Source organism: Pedomonas sp. V897, from assembly GCF_051304405.1.
In the GTDB taxonomy this organism is placed as follows: Bacteria; Pseudomonadota; Alphaproteobacteria; order Sphingomonadales; family Sphingomonadaceae; genus Pedomonas.
On sequence record NZ_JBPPGG010000003.1, the window covers coordinates 105,333 to 122,637 of the forward strand.

Consider the following 17,305-nt stretch of genomic DNA (forward strand, 5'->3'; position numbering starts at 1 on the left):
CGCGCGCCATGTCAATCAGCAAGTTCTTCATCGACCGGCCGATCTTCGCGTGGGTCATCGCCATCGGCATCATGCTGGCCGGCATCGGCTCGATCATGATCCTGCCGATCGCCCAGTATCCCAACATCGCGCCGCCCTCGGTCAACATCAGCGCCACCTACCCGGGCGCGGACGCCGAGACCGTGGAGACCAGCGTCACGCAGGTGCTGGAGCAGCAGCTCACCGGCATCGACGGCCTGATGTATTTCACCTCCTCCTCCAACAACCGGGGCCAGGCGCAGATCACGGTGACCTTCGTCAAGGGCACCGACCCGGACACCGCCCAGGTGCAGGTGCAGAACAAGGTGCAGCAGGCCATCAGCCGCCTGCCGAACGCCGTGCAGCAGCAGGGCGTGGTGGTGACGAAGTCGCAGGACGACTTCCTGATGATCGTCGGCCTCTATGACAAGTCGGGCCGGGCCGACCGCACCGACATCGCCGACTTCCTGGTCAACAAGTTCCAGGACCCGCTGGCCCGTATCGAGGGCGTGGGATCGTCCCGCGTGTTCGGTGCCCAGTACGCCATGCGCATCTGGCTCGACCCGCACAAGCTGGCCGCGCGCAAGCTGATGCCGTCGGACGTGCGCGCCGCCATCCAGGCGCAGAACGTGGAAATCTCCGCCGGTCAGATCGGCGAGCAGCCGGCGCCTCCGGGCCACCAGCTGAACGCCACCGTCACCGCCAAGGCGCGGTTCCAGACCGTGGAGCAGTTCCGCAACGTCTTCGTCAAGACCGAGAGCGACGGCTCGGTCGTCCGCCTCTCGGACGTGGCGCGGGTGGAGCTGGGCAGCGAAAGCTATGCCGCCAACGGCCGCATGAACGGATATCCGGCCTCGGGCATCGCCCTCCAGCTTGCCCCGGGCGCGGACGCGCTGAAGACCGCCGATCTGGTCAAGGCCAAGGTGGCGGAGCTGGCCGTTGACATGCCGGAGGGCTACACCATCGCCTTCCCGCGCGACACGACCCCGTTCATCAAGCTCTCCGTCAAGGAGGTGGTCAAGACGCTGATCGAGGCCGTGGTGCTGGTGGTCGTCGTCATGTTCCTGTTCCTCCAGAACCTGCGGGCGACGCTCATCCCGGCGCTGGCGGTGCCGGTGGTGCTACTCGGCACCTTCGGCGTGCTGGCCGCGTTCGGCTATTCCATCAACACCCTGACCCTGTTCGGCATGGTGCTCTCCATCGGCCTGCTCGTCGACGACGCGATCGTGGTCGTCGAGAACGTGGAGCGCATCATGGAGGAGGAAGGCCTGTCGCCGCGCGAGGCGACGATCAAGTCCATGGGCGAGATCGGCAGCGCGCTTGTCGGCATCGGCATCGTGCTCTCGGCCGTGCTGCTGCCCATGGCCTTCTTCGGCGGCTCGACCGGCGTCATCTATCGCCAGTTCTCCATCACCATCGTCTCCTCGATGGTGCTGTCGGTGATCGTGGCGCTGATCTTCTCCCCCGCCCTGTGCGCCACCCTGCTCAAGCGCAAGAAGCACACCGACGACGAGCGCGACTTCGGCGTGCGCTTCAACCGCTGGTTCGAGCGCGTGACCACCAGGTATCTGGGCGGCGTCAAGCAGGTGCTCAACCGGCGCGTGCTGTACCTTGGCGTCTACGGCGTGACGCTGGTGCTGATGTGGGTGCTTTTCGTGCGCCTGCCCACCAGCTTCCTGCCCGTCGAGGATCAGGGCCAGGTGATGGTGCAGTTCACCCTGCCGCCGGGCGCCACCCTCTCGCGCACGGCCGAGGTGGAGCAGCGGGTCACCGACTACTTCCTCAACGACGAGAAGGACAACGTCTCCTTCTTCTTCACCGTGACCGGCTTCAGCTTCTCCGGCTCCGGCCAGAACGCGGGCATGGGCTTCATCAATCTCGTGGACTGGAAGGACCGCAAGGGCCAGGAGAACAGCGCCGCCGCCATTGCGGGCCGGGCGATGCAGAGCCTCTCGGCCATCCGCGATGCCAAGATCTTCTCCATGACGCCGCCCGCGATCATGGGTCTTGGCCAGACCAACGGCTTCACCTTCCAGCTTCTCAACACCGGCGGCCTCAGCCGCGAGCGGTTCAAGGAACTGCGCGACCAGCTGATCCAGGCCGCCAACCAGGACCCCAAGCTGGCCGCCGTGCGCGCCTCGACGCTGGAGGACACGCCCCAGCTGCATATCGACATCGACGAGGAAAAGCTGGCGGTGCTGGGCCTCAACCAGGCGGACGTGAACAACACCCTGTCGGCCGCCTGGGGCTCCAACTACATCAACGACTTCGTGGACCGGGGCCGGGTGAAGCGCGTCTACATGCAGGCGGATGCGCCCTTCCGCGCCCTGCCCAGCGACCTCGACCAGTGGCACGTACGCTCCGCCAAGACCGGCGAGATGGTGCCCTTCTCCGCCTTCGCCACCACCCGGTGGAAGAAGGGCCCGAGCAGCGTTGCCCGCTTCAACGGCGAGTCGTCCTATGAAATCCAGGGTCAGGCGGCGCCGGGCGTCAGCTCGGGCGAGGCCATGGCCCGCATGGTCGAGCTGCAGCGCCAGCTGCCGGCCGGCACCAGCTACGCCTGGAGCGGCCTGTCCTATCAGGAGCAGCTGGCGGGCGGACAGGCGCCGCTGCTCTATGCCCTGTCGCTGCTGGTGGTGTTTCTCAGCCTCGCCGCGCTCTACGAAAGCTGGTCGGTGCCGCTGGCGGTGCTGCTGGTCATCCCGCTCGGCATTGTGGGCGCGGTGCTCGCCGTGACGCTGCGGGGGCTGGAGAACAACATCTACTTCCAGGTCGGCCTGCTCACCACCATGGGCCTGACGGCGAAGAACGCCATCCTGATCGTCGAGTTCGCGGAAATGGCCTATCGCGGCGGCAAGGATGCCGTCTCCGCCGCCCTCGAGGCCGCGCGTCTGCGCTTCCGCCCGATCCTGATGACCTCCATCGCCTTCGCGGCGGGCGTCGTCCCGCTCGCCCTTGCCTCCGGCGCGGGCGCACAGAGCCGCATCGCCATCGGCACCGCCGTGCTCGGCGGCATGCTGACGGCAACGGTGCTGGCCATCTTCTTCGTGCCGCTGTTCTTCGTCCTCGTGACCCGCCTGTTCAGCGGCAAGAGCAGCCAGGCCCCGGCGGCCGTACAGGAGTCCCAGGCATGAGACACGCCCCCCTCTTTCTCCTGCCGCTGATGCTGGGCGCGTGCAGCCTGGCGCCGGATTACCAGCGTCCCGCCGCCCCGGTGCCCGCCGCGTGGCCGGAGGGCGTGGCCTATGCCGAACAGGCGGAGGCCGCTCCCCCGGGCCTGTCGTGGCGGGAGCTGATCGCCCACGAGAAACTGCGCACCGTGATCGGCCAGATGCTGGAGAACAACCGCGACCTGCGGGCGGCGCTGGCCAATGTGGAGGTGGCCCGGGCGCAGTACCGCGTCCAGCGCTCCGCCCGCCTGCCGACGATCGCGGCGAACGGCGGCGTGACCGTGAGCGACAGCAACAACGGTTCGCGCATCGAGGGCGGCCGCGGCAACCGGGATACATGGTATTCCGCCAACCTTGGCGTCAGCGCGTTCGAGATCGACCTGTTCGGGCGGGTGCGGAACCTGAGCCAGGCGGCGCTGGAGAGCTATCTCGCCACCGAGGAAGGCGCGCGCGCCACCCGCATCGCGCTCATCGCCGAGACCGCCAGCGCCTATGCGACGCTTGCGGCGGACATGGAGCTGCTGCGCGTGGCGCAGGAGACCCTGGCCAACGCCGAGCGCGCCCTCAAGCTGACGCAGGATCTGAACCGGGCGGGCCTTGCGGGCAAGCTGGATGTGCATCAGGCCGAAACCGTGGTGCAGCAGGCCCGGGCGGACGTGGAGAACTACCTGACCCAGGTGGCGCAGGACCGAAACGCCCTGAACCTGCTGGCCGGTGCGACCGTGGACGAGGCGCTGTTGCCCGAGACCCTTGCCGAGCTGGCCGAGACCATCAACCCGGTGCCGGCGGGCCTGTCCTCCGAGGTGCTGCTCAACCGCCCGGACGTGCTGGCGGCGGAGCACACCCTGAAGGCGGCCAACGCCAACATCGGCGCGGCGCGGGCGGCCTTCTTCCCGCGCATCAGCCTGACGGCGGCGGCGGGCTTCGCCAGCGGGGCGCTCGACAGCCTGTTCGATGGCGACAACTTCACCTGGCAGGTGAACCCTGCGGCCAGCATGGCCCTGCTGGGCGGCCCCAACTGGGCCAACCTCGCGGCCTCCAAGGCGCAGCGCGACCGCGCCATCGCCCAATACGAGGGGGCGATCCAGACGGCCTTCCGCGAGGTGGCGGACGCGCTCGCCCGCGCCGGCACCATCGTGCGCCAGCAGGAAGCGCAGCGCGCCCTGCTCCGCGCCAGCGAGCAGAGCTACGCGCTTGCCGAACAGCGCTACAAGGCGGGCATCGACCCGTTCCTGAACACGCTGGACGCCCAGCGCATGCTCTATGCGGCCCGGCGATCGGTCATCGCCACGGACCTGGCGTTCATCGCCAACCGCATCGAGATGTACCGCGCCATCGGGGCCGAACCGGCGTCGTAAGGCAGGACAGCACGGCGTGGCGGCACGGTGGGGCGGCCGGATTGTCCCGGAAACGGGGAAACAGTGTTGCCGCCGCCGATGCTTCGGCACAGGGTGCGCCGCCCCTATGCTGCGGACCGGACGCAAGCCGCGTGCGGCTGATCCGGCGGCTGATCCGATGCCGGGTCCGGCGTCCAAGGCGATGGAGCGTTTGCCATGTCCCGCACCAACCGGCTCCCGACCCTGTTCATTCCCCATGGCGGCGGCCCGTGCTTCTTCATGGAGACGCCGCCGGGCTGGCAGCGCGACACCTGGGACCGGATGGAAGCCTACCTGCGAGGCATCCCCGCCACCCTGCCGCAGCCGCCGCGCGCGCTGCTGGTGATCTCCGGCCACTGGCTGACGGAGCGGCCGACGGTGAACGTCGCCGCCCGCCCTACCCTGCTCTATGACTATTACGGCTTCCCCGAGCACACCTACCGGCTGACCTGGCCGGCTCCGGGCGCGCCGGCGCTGGCGGCGCGGGTGCAGGCGCTGCTGGCGGCCGAGGGCATCCCGACCGACACGGAAGACGCACGCGGGCTCGACCACGGCGTGTTCATCCCGCTCAAGGTGATGTACCCCGAGGCCCGGATCCCCGTCCTCCAGCTCTCCCTTCAGGAGAGGCTGGACCCGGCGGAGCATCTGGCCATCGGCCGGGCGCTCGCCCCCTTGCGGGAGGAGGGCGTGCTCCTCATCGGCTCGGGGATGAGCTACCACCATGTGCCCAACATGATGACGGGCCGGGACAACGCCTCATCCGAGCTGTTCGATGCCTGGCTGAACGAGGCCGTGACCCGGCCGGACCCGGCCGAGCGCAACCGCCGCCTGCTGGACTGGGCAGCCGCGCCCGGCGCGCGCGTCCCACCCGACGCCCGAGCATCTGCTGCCGCTGATGGTGGCGGCGGGCGCGGCGCTCGAGGACGCAGCCGTGCGGGACTACAACGACCGCGTCCTCGGCAAGGCGGTCTCCGGCTTCCGGTTCGGCTGATTCCGCCAATGCATTGCATCATGAAGATGATGCATGATTCGGAAATTTCTGAATATTTCTTGCCTGCAGGGGGATCCTGGATCCCCCTGCGACCCCCGTTTCGTTTTTCGGGCCGCGTTTCCGGAGCACACTGAAAACACGGCCGTAACAGCCTGATTTTCTTGGGTCGTACCCTTTGTCACTCGCACGTCCCCGTAGAGAAAAGGCCTGTAAAGAAAAGGGAGGTGCAGGAGGGTCCGCGACCCTCCTGCAAAATGGAAATCCTTCTCCCGACAAACCGTCAGGATGCGCTCTTGCTCTTGTCGGCGGCGGGTGCCGGCCGGGGATCGTGGCTCAGATGCTCGTAGGCCAGCCGCCAGCCCGCGGGCGTGCGCTTGTAGAGGTTGGTGCCGTGGCCGCCGCCGGTGAGTGTCTGGCCGTTCTTGAGGGTGCCCCGGTAGCCGTAGCGGAACACCACAAGGGCGGTGTTCTCGTCCCGCGCCAGCCATTCGGCGTCGGTCATGGTGTAGACCTCGTCCGGCAGGATGGACCAGGTGTGAAGGAAGGCAGCCCGCACCGCCTCCAGCCCCCGGTGGCTCTTGTCGGTGAAGACGAACAGGGCGTCGGGCGCGATCACCTCCTCCGCCAGCCGGTCGAAATCATGGGTGTTGATCAGCGTGCGATACCGCTCGAAGGCGGCCTCGGGCGTATCCTGGGCAACCGGCGCTGTCTCCGCTGCGGCATGGGCCGCTGCCGCCCCCGCCGCTATCCCGCTGGTCACAGGCGCCGCGCACACCAGACACAGCGATACATGCACGACACCCTTCAATCGCTTGAACTGTATCATGAAATCCCCCTCGCATGACACGCGCCGGAGCGGCGCGCCGACGGTTTTTCCGCTTCCCTAGCGGAGCGCGAGGCAGCCCGCCCAGCCGGATGATGCGACCCGTGCTGCCGGTGCGGGCAATCGTTACGGACCCGTCAAACGGGCGCGGTCAGCCGCTGCGCTTGTGGATGGAGACGAGCACATACTGCCCGCCCGCCTGGCTGAAGGAGAAGGACACCTTGTCGCCGGGGCGCAGGTCGATGATCTGGTCGAGGCTCTGGGCCTGAAAGTCGGCCGTCTGGGCGGGCCAGTCCAGATCCTTCACCGCGTCGTGGGCGATGGTCACCTGGTTGCCCGCAATCGCCGTCACCGTTCCAGCCGCCGTGTAGGTGGCGTCGTCTTGGGGCGCCTCCGCGCCGGAGGGTGTGGAGGCAGCGTCCTGTGCCTCCTGCCCGTTGCCGCAGGCTCCGGCCCCGAGGCCAAGCCCGGCCGCCAGAGCGCCTATCAGGATGGATCGCTTCATGCCATCGGTCCTCCGCAAGGTTTCTCAACCGGCACGTCAGCCGCCGCCTGCAGCCTCCGCGGCCCACCGCAGTGAGATACGCATTGCGGCGGGCTTGGATGCCAGATCGGGGGCGCCGATCACGGCCACCACGGCGGAACGCGGGACCAGCAGCCCGCGTTGACCGCTTGCCGCCGGAACCCTGGGATCATGGTCGTGGACACCACTGCACCGCCGACAGACAAGCCCATCATCCTCATCACCGGCGCGACCGGAAATCTGGGCCGCTCGCTGGCGGCCGCTCTGGGCGACGCCTACCGCATCATCGGCCTCGACGTTCAGGAAAAGGATGTTGGTTTTCCGGTGCTTGCAGCGGATTTCTCAGATGATGCCTCCGTCCGGCAGGCTCTGGCGCTGGTGCGGGCGCGCCACGGCAGCCGCATCGCCAGCGTGATCCATCTGGTGGCGTTTTTCGACTTCACCGGCGAGGACAACCCGCTCTACCAGGCGGTCAATGTGGAGGGCACGCGGCGGCTGCTCGGCGCCCTGCGGGACTTCACGGTGGAGCAGTTCGTCTATGCCAGCACCATGCTGGTGCACGCCCCCTGCCGCCCCGGCGAGCGCATCGATGAAAGCCAGCCGATCGACCCGCGCTGGGCCTACCCCCGCTCCAAGGCGGCGGCGGAGGCGGTCATCCAGGCCGAGCATGGAACCATCCCCTACGTGCTCCTGCGGCTGGCGGGCGTCTATGACGAGGTGACCACCGTCCCCACCATGGCCCGGCAGATGGCCCGCATCTACGAGCGCGATCTGGAGAGCCACTTCTATTCCGGCTCCACGCTGGTGGGCCAGTCCATGGTCCACCGCGACGACATGCTGGATGCCTTCCGCCGCACGGTCGATCGCCGGGCCGACCTGCCGGCGGAGACGGCGATCCTCATCGGCGAGCCGGACGCCCTCGGCTACGACGCGCTCCAGGATGCGCTGGGCTCCCTCATCCATGGCGAGAAGGACTGGCCGACCCTGCGGCTGCCCAAGGCCCTCGCCGCCGCTGGTGCCTGGGCGCAGGACAAGCTGGAGCCGGTGATCCCCGACATGATCGACCAGGGGGAGAAGCCGTTCATCCGGCCGTTCATGGTGGGCATGGCGGACGATCACTACGCACTCGATATCACCCGCGCCCGCCAGTTGCTGGGCTGGGAGCCGAAGCACCGGCTGAGGAACGAGCTGCCCGCCATGGTGGCGGCGCTGAAGCGGGACCCCCTTGGCTGGTACAAGGCCAACAAGATCACGCCGCCCGAAAGCCTGGCAGCAGCGGCCGACGCCACGGACACACCCGACGCCCTCACCCGGCAGCGGCACGCGCAGGTGGCGCGGGAGCACAGCGCCAACCGCTGGGCCCATTTCCTCAACGTGGGACTGGGGGTCTGGCTGCTCACCCAGCCGTTCGCCATCACCGTGCCGGAGCGGGGGCTGGCCATGGCCGAAATGGCGCTGGGCGCGGCGCTCATCCTGTTTGCGGGCCTGGCCCTGTCGTGGCGGGCGCAATGGGCGCGCTGGGCGTGCGCGGCCATCGGCGCGCTGGTCATGGCCGCCCCTTTCCTGTTCTGGACCGAAAGCAGTGCCGATTACCTCTCCGACACGCTGGCCGGCATGTTCATCTTCGGCTTTGCCGTGTGCACCCGGCCCGAGCCGGGGCCGTCCGCCGCCGCCGCGCTCACCGGGCCGGACGTGCCGCCGGGGTGGGACTACAACCCCTCCCAATGGTCGCAGCGCCTGCCCATCGTGGCGCTGGCCCTCGTCGGGCTCGTCATCTCGCGGCATCTGGCGGCCTACCAGCTGGGCCACAGCCCGGCAGCGTGGGACCCGGTGTTCGAGGGCAACCCTCTCGATCCGCGCAACGGCACCGAGGAAATCATCACCTCCTGGGTCTCGGAGGCCTGGCCGGTCTCCGACGCCGCCGTCGGTGCCTTCACCTACGCGCTCGAAATCCTGACCGGCATCGTCGGCTCCCGCCAGCGCTGGCGCACCATGCCGTGGCTGGTGCTGATCTTCGGCCTGATGATCGCGCCGCTCGGCGTGACCTCCATCTTTTTCATCATCATCCAGCCGATCCTGCTCGGCACCTGGAGCCTGCCCGCGCTGATCGCGGCGGCGGTGATGCTGGTGCAGATCCCCTACTCGCTCGACGAGCTGCTGGCGACGATCCAGTTCCTGCGGCGGCGGATCAAGGCGGGGCGCAACTGGCTGTACGTGCTGCTGTTCGGCGATACGGACGACGGCGAAGCGCCCCGGCCGGTCGCGGACGAATTCGCCCGCACCCCCGGCGCGGTGCTGCGGGACATGGTGAGCGGCGGCGTCAGCCTGCCGTGGCCGCTGGCGGTCTCGGCCCTGATCGGCCTGTGGCTGCTGTTCACCCGCGTCACGCTCGGCAGCACGGGCGGCATGGCCAACGCCGACCACCTGATCGGATCGCTGGCGCTGACGGTGATCTCCATCGCCGCGGCGGAGGTGGCGCGCGCGGCCCGCTTTCTCAATATCCCCCTGGGTGCAGCGCTTTGCGTGACGCCCTTCATCCATGACGCCAGCACGGCGGCCACGGTCGCCAGCCTCCTGTGCGGGCTGGCGCTCATCGCCCTCAGCGTGCCGAGGGGCCGGATCCGCAACCACTATGGCCGCTGGGACCGCCTGATCTTGTGAGGCGGCCTCAGGCCGCGCCTGCGCTGGAGCCGGGCACTTCTTCCTCGGCGACCGGGGTTTGCAACGCCACCCGCTCCAGAATGCCCTTGGCGATTTCGCGCTCGCCCATGATCACCAGATCCGCCCCGAGGTTGGTGAGATACTCCACCTCCGCGTCGGAGTGGGCGCGGGCGATGATCTCCACATCGGGGTTGGCGGCCTTGGCCTGCTGGGTGATCTGGCCCGCCTCGAAGGCGTTGGGAATGGCGATGATAACCCGCCGCGCCCCGGCCAGATTGGCCGAGCGCAGGATGTCCGCCTTGGCCGCGTTGCCGGCGATGGTCTCGAAGCCCTTCTCGCGCAGGGCGAACACGGTCTTCTCGCCATCCTCGATGACAAGGAACGGCATACCCGACTCGTGCAGGCTCGCGCCGACCAGACTGCCGACCCGCCCGAAGCCGACAAGGATGGTGTGGTCGGTGAGGTCGGTGACGCGCGCCTCCTCCGGCTCGGGCGCGGCGGCGTGCGGCAGGGGACCGTCCGCCTGACCCGGCGCGGTGTGCGACATGGCCGCGAGGAACTCGCTCTTCTCCAGCCGGGGCCGCAGCCAGGAAATGGCGGCAAAGGCCACCGGGTTCAGCAGGATCGACAGGATCGCGCCGGCGAGGATGAGATCGCGCCCCTGCTCGGGCAGAAGATCAAGAGCAACGCACAACCCTGCGAGAATGAAGGAGAATTCACCGATCTGCGCAAGGCTTGCGGAAATGGTGAGCGCCGTCGGCACCGGGTGGCGGAAGGCCAGCACGATAAAGAACGCGCCGATCGACTTGCCGAAGATGATGATGAGCAGCGTGCCCAGCACCGGCCAGGGCTCGCGCGCCAGGCTCATCGGGTCGAACATCATGCCGACCGAGACGAAGAACAGCACCGCGAACGCGTCGCGCAGCGGCAGGGTTTCCTCCGCCGCGCGGTGGCTGAGTTCGGACTCGCTGAGGATCATGCCCGCGAAGAACGCGCCCAGCGCCAGCGAGACGCCGAACAGCTTGGCCGCGCCGAAGGCGACGCCCAGCGCGATGGCGAACACCGCCAAGCGGAACAGCTCGCGCGAGCCGGTGTGCGCCACATAGTGCAGCAGCCACGGGATGACCCGGCGGCCGACCACCAGCATGAAGACGACAAAGGCCACCACCTTGAGGAGGGTGATGCCCAGCACCACCCCGATGCGCGGTCCCGATCCGGCCTCGGCCGCGGCTGCCGCCTCGCCCGTCCCCACATGCAGCATGGAGGCGAGTGCGGGCAGCAGCACCAGCGCCAGCACCATGGCCAGGTCCTCGACGATCAGCCAGCCGACCGCGATGCGCCCCTTCTCCGTGTCGATGAGTCGGCGCTCCTGCAACGCCCGCAGCAGCACCACCGTACTGGCGGTGGAGAGGGCAAGGCCGAACACCAGACCGCTGACAAGGGGCCAGTCCAGCGCCAGACCAAGCCCCGCGCCCATCACCGTGGCGATGGCGATCTGCACCACGGCGCCCGGCACCGCGATGGTCTTCACCGACAGCAGGTCCTTCAGCGAGAAATGAAGACCCACACCGAACATCAGGAGAATGACGCCCATTTCCGCCAGCTCGGGGGCGAGAGACTGGTCCGCCACGAAGCCCGGTGTGTGCGGCCCCGCCAGAACGCCCGCGATCAGATAGCCCACCAGCGGCGGAATTCGCAGCCTGCTGGCGATCGTGCCCAGAATGAAGGCAAGGCCGATACCGCCGACGATCGTGGCAATGAGGGGCGTATCATGGGGCATTCGTGGTTCGGTGCTCCTTGTTGAGGACGTCCCGTCGGGAAATGACAAGAAGTGGGCAGACCACTTTTATGAAATAGATACGGCCGGTCGCGCAAGTACTTCCTGCAAGAATTTTGCTCCCTTCTCAATGGATCCGACGGCATCGAACGGTAAACGGTTCGGCCGGATCCGACATCGCTATTAATCTATTCAGCGATATTCTCACAGAAATCGGCAGGAAGATCGACAATGTTACACGGCTGTTCAAAAAATTCCGCAAACTAAATGTCTCCGTATGCTGAAATACAGGTTAACTTTTCTGAACAACCATCCTCGTTTACCTTTGTCTCAATGCTCCACTGGTGAATATTTCACGTACCGTCATGACTTTTCATCTCTATGACGATGCTCGGCATGTTCTGAACACCAGGGTTTTCCGCCCGGTCTCTGCCCTGCGATTCTGGCGTGGTTTACTATGGCGGGGCCGGTCAATTTTGGCCCGGGACAGGAACAAACGGGCAGCTTCCCCCGCTTTGTTTTGCGCGTCGCCCCCCGGGAAACAGTGCTTTTCTCGGCAACAGTTCGTCGTTACTCGACGGGGGCACGCGCGCGCTCGCGGCGACCGGTCCACCGGTGGGCAACCTTTCCCGAGCGTTCAGGCTATGGCTTGAGCAGGGGTCGCGGGACTGCTACCGCTGGGCCACGCAAGACTGCCATCACAGGCTGTGATGCCGTCCCTCGATGTGATGCCGTTGAGTTTGTCGACAGGATACACCATGGATGAAGACTTCCGCAAAGCCGCATTGGATTATCACCGGCTCCCCCGCGCCGGTAAGCTGGCGGTTGAGCCGACCAAGCGCATGGCCAACCAGCACGACCTCTCCCTTGCCTACTCCCCCGGTGTGGCCGCAGCCTGCGAAGCCATCCGGGCCGATCCTGAAGCCGCGCGCGAACTGACCGCCCGCGGCAACCTGGTTGCCGTCATCACCAACGGCACGGCGGTGCTGGGCCTGGGCAACATCGGTGCCCTCGCCTCCAAGCCGGTGATGGAGGGCAAGGCGGTTCTGTTCAAGAAGTTCGCCGGCATCGACGTGTTCGACATCGAGGTGGACTCGAGCGACCCGGACCACTTCGTCCAGGTGGTGGCCGCGCTGGAGCCCACCTTCGGCGGCATCAACCTCGAGGACATCAAGGCACCCGAGTGCTTCGTGATCGAGGAGCGCCTGCGCGAGCGCATGAACATCCCCGTGTTCCATGACGATCAGCACGGCACCGCCATCGTCTGCGCCGCCGCCGTCCGCAACGGCCTGCTGCTCCAGGGCAAGCGGCTGGAGGACGTGAAGCTGGTCACCTCGGGCGCGGGCGCCGCCGCCCTGTCCTGCGTCAACCTGCTCGTCACGATGGGCCTCAAGCCCGAGAACGTCACGCTCACCGACATCAACGGCGTGGTCTACGAGGGGCGCGACGCGGACATGCCCGCCAACATGGCCCGCTACGCCCGCAAGACCGACGCGCGGACCCTTGGGGACGTGCTGGCGGGCGCGGACGTGTTCCTCGGCCTTTCCGCCCCGCGCGTGCTGAAGCCGGAATGGCTGCCGCTGCTGGCGGAGAAGCCGCTCATTCTGGCGCTCGCCAACCCGGAGCCCGAGATCCTGCCCGAGCTGGTGAAGGCGGCGCGTCCTGACGCCATCGTGGCGACCGGCCGCTCGGACTATCCGAACCAGGTCAACAACGTTCTCTGCTTCCCCTACATCTTCCGCGGCGCGCTCGACGTGCATGCGACCGAGATCAACGAGGCGATGAAGATCGCGGCGGTCGAGGCCATCGCCGAGCTTGCCCGGGTGGAAGCCAGCGAGGTGGTGACCACTGCCTACGGCGGCGAGGCGGCCCTGTTCGGGCCGGATTACATCATCCCCAAGCCGTTCGACCCGCGCCTGCTGCTGGAGATCGCCCCGGCCGTCGCCCGCGCCGCCATGGCCTCGGGCGTCGCGCGCAAGCCGATCGAGAACTTCGAGAGCTACCGCACCGAACTTGAGCGGTTCGTCTACCGCTCCGGCCAGCTGATGCGCCCGGTGTTCGAGGCGGCGCGCCGCGCCCCCAAGCGGGTGGCCTACGCCGAGGGCGAGGACGAGCGCGTGCTGCGCGCCGTGCAGACGGTGGTGGACGAGCGCATCGCCCGGCCGGTGCTGGTGGGCCGCCGCACCGTCATCGAGGAGCGCATCCGCGAACTGGGCCTGCGCCTCAAGATCGACCGCGATATCGAAGTGGTCGACATGAGCGAGAATGACGACAAGTACCTGCCGCTGGTGGAGCGCTACCAGCAGCTGGTGGACCGGCGCGGCATTCCGCCCTCGTCGTCAGAGCGCCGGGTGCGCCGCCGCCCCAACATCACCGCGGCCATGCTGCTTCAGGCGGGTCATGTGGACGCGGCCATCTGCGGCGGCCGCAGCGACTGGTGGCAGCAGACCCGGGATGTGCTGCCGCTCATTTCGCGCGTGGAGCATGTGAGCCGCGTCTACGCCATGTCCACGGTCATCCTGCCGTCGGGCGTGCTGTTCCTGTGCGACACCCACATGAACCTGGACCCGACCGCCGAGCAGGTGGCCGAGATGACCCAGCTGGCCGCCCAGACGGTGCGCCGGTTCGGCATGGTGCCCAAGGCGGCGCTGCTGTCCCACTCCAACTTCGGGGCCAGCAACTCGCCGACGGCGCGCAAGATGCGCCAGGCGCTGCCGCTCATCCGCGAGGCCTGCCCGGATCTGGAGATCGACGGCGAAATGCATGGTGACGCGGCACTGGCGGAGGGCATCCGCAGCCGCATGGTGACCCGCAGCCCGCTCACCGGCTCGGCCAACCTGCTGATCATGCCGACGCTGGACGCGGCCAACATCAGCCTCACCCTGCTGGCCGCCGCCAACGACGGCCACCTGATCGGCCCGCTGCTGCTCGGCATGTCGAAGCAGCTGCACGTGCTGGTGCCCAGCACCACCGCGCGCGGCATCGTCAACATCACCGCGCTCAGCGTCGCCCAGCTTCAGGGGTAAGCCGGACCAGGGACTGGACTCGCCGGGGGCCCTGCTCCCGGCGGCCCTCCTCCCCAAAACAAAAGCGCGCCGCAAGGAGGGCCTTGCGACGCGCTTTTTTTTCGTGGCGGGCGGCGGGGTTATTCGGCCGACTTGGCCTCATCCCCGGCCACGTCCTGGAAGTAGGGCTCGACCTCGCCCTTCAGCTTGATGGTCAGCGGATAGCCGTGGCGGTCGCGGGTGTTGCCCACCGGCACGCGGATCCAGCCCTCGCTGACGCAGTATTCGTCCACATCGTTGCGCTCGACGCCGCGAAAGCGAACGCCCACGCCCCGCTCGAGCACGGCGGCGTTGAAATAGGGGCTTTTCGGATTGATCGACAGGCGATCCGGTGGCGTATCGGTCATGCTGTGCGCTCTTTGCTTGGACACAATCTGGAAAGCCAAGGGATATAACCGGGGCCGGGCGCAAAACCAAGCGGCCAGTCAAGGCGCGCCCGTGAATGGCTTGCGCGCCGCACTGCCCCCCCCGATTGTCCGCATCTTGTCCGCATCGACCCGGGCATCGCCGCGTTATGGCAGCATGGCCTCTCCCGCACCCGACCCCCGCTCCACCGCGCCGGACCCGCCGGAGGCGCGGCTGGACACACTGCAGGCGCAGTCCGTGCGGATGGAGAAAAGCGCCTCGGCGGTCAGGCAAAGCAGCCAGGCCGTCGAGCACAGCACGCAGCATGTCTCGGAGAGCGCCGACCGGCGCACCGAGCTGGCGGCGGACCGCACCATCTTCGCCGCCGAGCGCACCTATGCCGCCTGGGTGCGCACCGGCCTTGCCGCGCTTGCGAGCGGCGTCGGCGCGCGGGCGGTTCTGGAAAGCGTGGTGGCGGACTGGGTGATCATGGCCACGGCGACCGTGCTGGTGCTGCTCAGCGCCTTCTGCTTCGTCTGCGCCATCTGGCGTTACCTGCGCCCCGGCGCGCCGCTCAGCATCCCCAGCATCCGCCGCCTGCCCGCCGTGATGCTCATCGGCGTCAACATCTTCCTCATGTTCGTGGCGCTGGCGGCCCTCTATGGCATCTGGCACGGCGATTTCACGCCGAAATGATCGTGGCCAACCGGCGGCCGTCCGGCTCCAAACCTTGACCCCCCGGGTTTGTTCGGGCATTCCTGACCCCACCAGAGCGTGACTGCCATCGCAACAGAGAGACAGCGCCGCCCTTGTCCGGCGCGATGACGGGAATTGATGACCGCCTCAGAACTGATTGCCGCCCACCCCATCCTTGAAACCCTGATCGGCCTAGCGATCCTGGGCCTCGCCGCGTGGGTGGCCTACACCCTCACCCGCGTGATCCTGATCCGCCTGTTCGGCCACATGACGCAGCGCACGAGTTTCGTCATGGATGGCCTGCTCATCGAGCACCGGGTGGTGCACCGGCTGGCCTATGCGGTGCCCTCGGTCATCATCCATGCGGGCGCGGCCTTCATTCCCGGCCTGCCGGAGCCGGTGCGGCTGCTCGTCGAGAATGTGGCCTCCGCCTTCACCGCCATCACGCTGGTGCTGGCGCTCGGCGCCTTCACCAACGTCATCAACGATCTCTACAACCGCCGCCCCGACGCGGCGAACCGGCCGATCAAGGGCTATCTCCAGCTGGTCAAGATCGTGCTCTACACGGCGGGCGCGATCGTGGCGATCGCGTTCCTCATCGAGCGCTCGCCCATGCTGCTGCTCTCCAGCCTTGGCGCGCTGGCGGCGGTGCTGACCCTCGTGTTCAAGGACACGCTGCTGTCGCTGGTGGCCAGCGTGCAGCTCACAACCAACGACATGGTGCGGGTGGGCGACTGGATCGAGATGCCCCAGGTCCACGCCGACGGCGCGGTGATCGACATCGCGCTGCACACGGTGAAGGTGCAGAACTGGGACAAGACCATCACCACCATTCCCACCTACCGGCTGATCAGCGACAGCTTCAAGAACTGGCGCGGCATGTTCGAGAGCGGCGGGCGGCGCATCAAGCGGGCGATCCCGCTCGATCTGGCCAGCGTGCGCTTCCTGACGGCGGAGGAGCGCGCCCGGCTGCGCCGCTTCACCCTGCTGCGGGACTATCTGGACGCCAAGCAGGCGGAACTGGACGCCTGGAACGCCAGCCACCCGGAACGGGCGTCGGAGCCGGTCAATGCCCGCCGCCTCACCAACATCGGCTGCTTCCGCGCCTATGTGCAGGCCTACCTCAAGGCCCATCCCGGCATCCATCAGGAGATGATGATGCTGGTGCGCCAGATGCCGCCGGGGCCGGCCGGCGTGCCGCTGGAGATCTACTGCTTCACCAACACGGTCGTCTGGGTCGAATACGAGGCCATTCAGTCGGACATCTTCGACCACCTGTTCGCCATCCTGCCCGAGTTCGGCCTCAAGGTGTTCCAGCAGCCCTCCGGCTGGGACATCCAGCAGGCAGCCGACGCCAGCGGGCCGGAGGCCGGCCGGCTGGCGCTGCTGGCCGCCCTCGCCCAGGAGGACAGGCAGGCCGCCGCCCGCTGAGCCCCCGGGACGGCCCCGGGGAGCCCCCGGGCGGGCAAGCGGCTGGCGGGACACGTCAGGCAGGAATTGCAGCGGGCTGGACCGGCTACTTGAGGTGATTGCTCAGGTACCGGTTCATCTCGAACATGGTGACCTTCTTCTTCCCGAACACCGGCTCCAGCTTGTCATCCGCCAGGATTTCCCGGCGGTTTTCGGGGTTTTGCAGGTCGTTCTTCTTGATGTAGGCCCAGACCTTGCTCACCACCTCGGCGCGCGGCAGCGGCGTATCGCCCACGATGGCGGCCAGCTCGCGCGACGGTTGAACGGGCTGCTGCAACGCGTTGAGCTTCTGGCCCGACGATTTTCCCTTGGTGGTCCTGGATGGCATGCTTCCTCCTTCGCGGGACTGTTGCATTCAGGGCGAACCGCCGGCCCGGCCGCACTGTTCTG

The 17,305-nt window shown here is 67.8% G+C and carries 11 protein-coding genes and 1 pseudogene; 7 read left to right on the plus strand and 5 right to left on the minus strand.

Annotation, left to right across the window (positions count from 1 at the left end; translation table 11 throughout):
• Positions 1-8 precede the first annotated feature (8 nt).
• From ACSJJU_RS09555 to ACSJJU_RS09565, 3 genes and pseudogenes are all read left to right on the plus strand, one after another.
• Positions 9-3,152 carry an efflux RND transporter permease subunit gene (locus ACSJJU_RS09555; protein WP_435915162.1) on the plus strand — a complete coding sequence of 1,048 codons (3,144 nt, stop codon included), beginning with the start codon at positions 9-11 and terminating at the stop codon, positions 3,150-3,152.
• On the plus strand, positions 3,149-4,546 hold the full coding sequence (locus ACSJJU_RS09560; protein WP_435915163.1) for an efflux transporter outer membrane subunit: 1,398 nt from the start codon (positions 3,149-3,151) through the stop codon (positions 4,544-4,546). Before ACSJJU_RS09555 ends, ACSJJU_RS09560 begins: the two co-directional genes overlap by 4 nt.
• Positions 4,547-4,741: 195 nt before the next feature.
• Positions 4,742-5,555, plus strand: a pseudogene (locus ACSJJU_RS09565) (DODA-type extradiol aromatic ring-opening family dioxygenase).
• Positions 5,556-5,835: 280 nt separating this feature from the next.
• Here ACSJJU_RS09565 and ACSJJU_RS09570 read toward each other — a convergent pair.
• Together ACSJJU_RS09570 and ACSJJU_RS09575 are read right to left on the minus strand one after the other, a co-directional pair.
• On the minus strand, positions 5,836-6,381 hold the full coding sequence (locus ACSJJU_RS09570) for a YybH family protein (RefSeq protein WP_435915164.1): 546 nt from the start codon (positions 6,379-6,381) through the stop codon (positions 5,836-5,838).
• Between the two features lie 148 nt (positions 6,382-6,529).
• Positions 6,530-6,883, minus strand: a complete 354-nt coding sequence (locus ACSJJU_RS09575; RefSeq protein ID WP_435915165.1) for a copper-binding protein — start codon at positions 6,881-6,883, stop codon at positions 6,530-6,532.
• Positions 6,884-7,078: 195 nt separating this feature from the next.
• On the opposite strand from ACSJJU_RS09575, the gene ACSJJU_RS09580 reads away from it, so the two are divergent.
• Positions 7,079-9,562 (plus strand): NAD-dependent epimerase/dehydratase family protein, encoded by a 2,484-nt coding sequence (locus ACSJJU_RS09580; protein ID WP_435915166.1) that lies wholly within the window; start codon positions 7,079-7,081, stop codon positions 9,560-9,562.
• Positions 9,563-9,569: 7 nt separating this feature from the next.
• Here ACSJJU_RS09580 and ybaL read toward each other — a convergent pair whose 3' ends face one another.
• Positions 9,570-11,342, minus strand: a complete 1,773-nt coding sequence (ybaL, locus tag ACSJJU_RS09585) for a YbaL family putative K(+) efflux transporter (RefSeq protein ID WP_435915167.1) — start codon at positions 11,340-11,342, stop codon at positions 9,570-9,572.
• A 755-nt stretch (positions 11,343-12,097) separates the two neighbouring features.
• Between ybaL and ACSJJU_RS09590 the strand changes: the two genes are divergently transcribed.
• Entirely contained in the window at positions 12,098-14,365 is a 2,268-nt protein-coding gene (locus ACSJJU_RS09590) for an NADP-dependent malic enzyme (RefSeq protein WP_435915168.1), read from the plus strand.
• Between the two features lie 119 nt (positions 14,366-14,484).
• Here ACSJJU_RS09590 and ACSJJU_RS09595 read toward each other — a convergent pair whose 3' ends face one another.
• Positions 14,485-14,751, minus strand: coding sequence for a DUF3297 family protein (locus ACSJJU_RS09595; protein WP_435915169.1), 267 nt, complete (start codon positions 14,749-14,751; stop codon positions 14,485-14,487).
• A gap of 175 nt (positions 14,752-14,926) precedes the next feature.
• On the opposite strand from ACSJJU_RS09595, the gene ACSJJU_RS09600 reads away from it, so the two are divergent.
• Positions 14,927-15,445, plus strand: coding sequence for a YidH family protein (locus ACSJJU_RS09600; protein ID WP_435915171.1), 519 nt, complete (start codon positions 14,927-14,929; stop codon positions 15,443-15,445).
• Positions 15,446-15,583: 138 nt separating this feature from the next.
• Entirely contained in the window at positions 15,584-16,876 is a 1,293-nt protein-coding gene (locus ACSJJU_RS09605; protein WP_435915173.1) for a mechanosensitive ion channel family protein, read from the plus strand.
• An 85-nt stretch (positions 16,877-16,961) separates the two neighbouring features.
• On the opposite strand, the gene ACSJJU_RS09610 is transcribed toward ACSJJU_RS09605, so the two are convergent.
• Positions 16,962-17,243, minus strand: a complete 282-nt coding sequence (locus ACSJJU_RS09610) for an SWIB/MDM2 domain-containing protein (protein WP_435915174.1) — start codon at positions 17,241-17,243, stop codon at positions 16,962-16,964.
• Between the last annotated feature and the right edge of the window lie 62 nt (positions 17,244-17,305).

What these genes read in the sequence shown, in the direction of transcription:
- ACSJJU_RS09595 (WP_435915169.1), bottom strand. Translation starts at nt 14,751, where the DNA reads ATGACCGATACGCCACCGGATCGCCTGTCGATCAATCCGAAAAGCCCC.
- ACSJJU_RS09555 (WP_435915162.1), top strand. Translation starts at nt 9, where the DNA reads ATGTCAATCAGCAAGTTCTTCATCGACCGGCCGATCTTCGCGTGGGTC.
- ACSJJU_RS09610 (WP_435915174.1), bottom strand. Translation starts at nt 17,243, where the DNA reads ATGCCATCCAGGACCACCAAGGGAAAATCGTCGGGCCAGAAGCTCAAC.
- ACSJJU_RS09570 (WP_435915164.1), bottom strand. Translation starts at nt 6,381, where the DNA reads ATGATACAGTTCAAGCGATTGAAGGGTGTCGTGCATGTATCGCTGTGT.
- ACSJJU_RS09575 (WP_435915165.1), bottom strand. Translation starts at nt 6,883, where the DNA reads ATGAAGCGATCCATCCTGATAGGCGCTCTGGCGGCCGGGCTTGGCCTC.
- ybaL (WP_435915167.1), bottom strand. Translation starts at nt 11,342, where the DNA reads ATGCCCCATGATACGCCCCTCATTGCCACGATCGTCGGCGGTATCGGC.
- ACSJJU_RS09560 (WP_435915163.1), top strand. Translation starts at nt 3,149, where the DNA reads ATGAGACACGCCCCCCTCTTTCTCCTGCCGCTGATGCTGGGCGCGTGC.
- ACSJJU_RS09600 (WP_435915171.1), top strand. Translation starts at nt 14,927, where the DNA reads ATGGCCTCTCCCGCACCCGACCCCCGCTCCACCGCGCCGGACCCGCCG.
- ACSJJU_RS09590 (WP_435915168.1), top strand. Translation starts at nt 12,098, where the DNA reads ATGGATGAAGACTTCCGCAAAGCCGCATTGGATTATCACCGGCTCCCC.
- ACSJJU_RS09605 (WP_435915173.1), top strand. Translation starts at nt 15,584, where the DNA reads ATGACCGCCTCAGAACTGATTGCCGCCCACCCCATCCTTGAAACCCTG.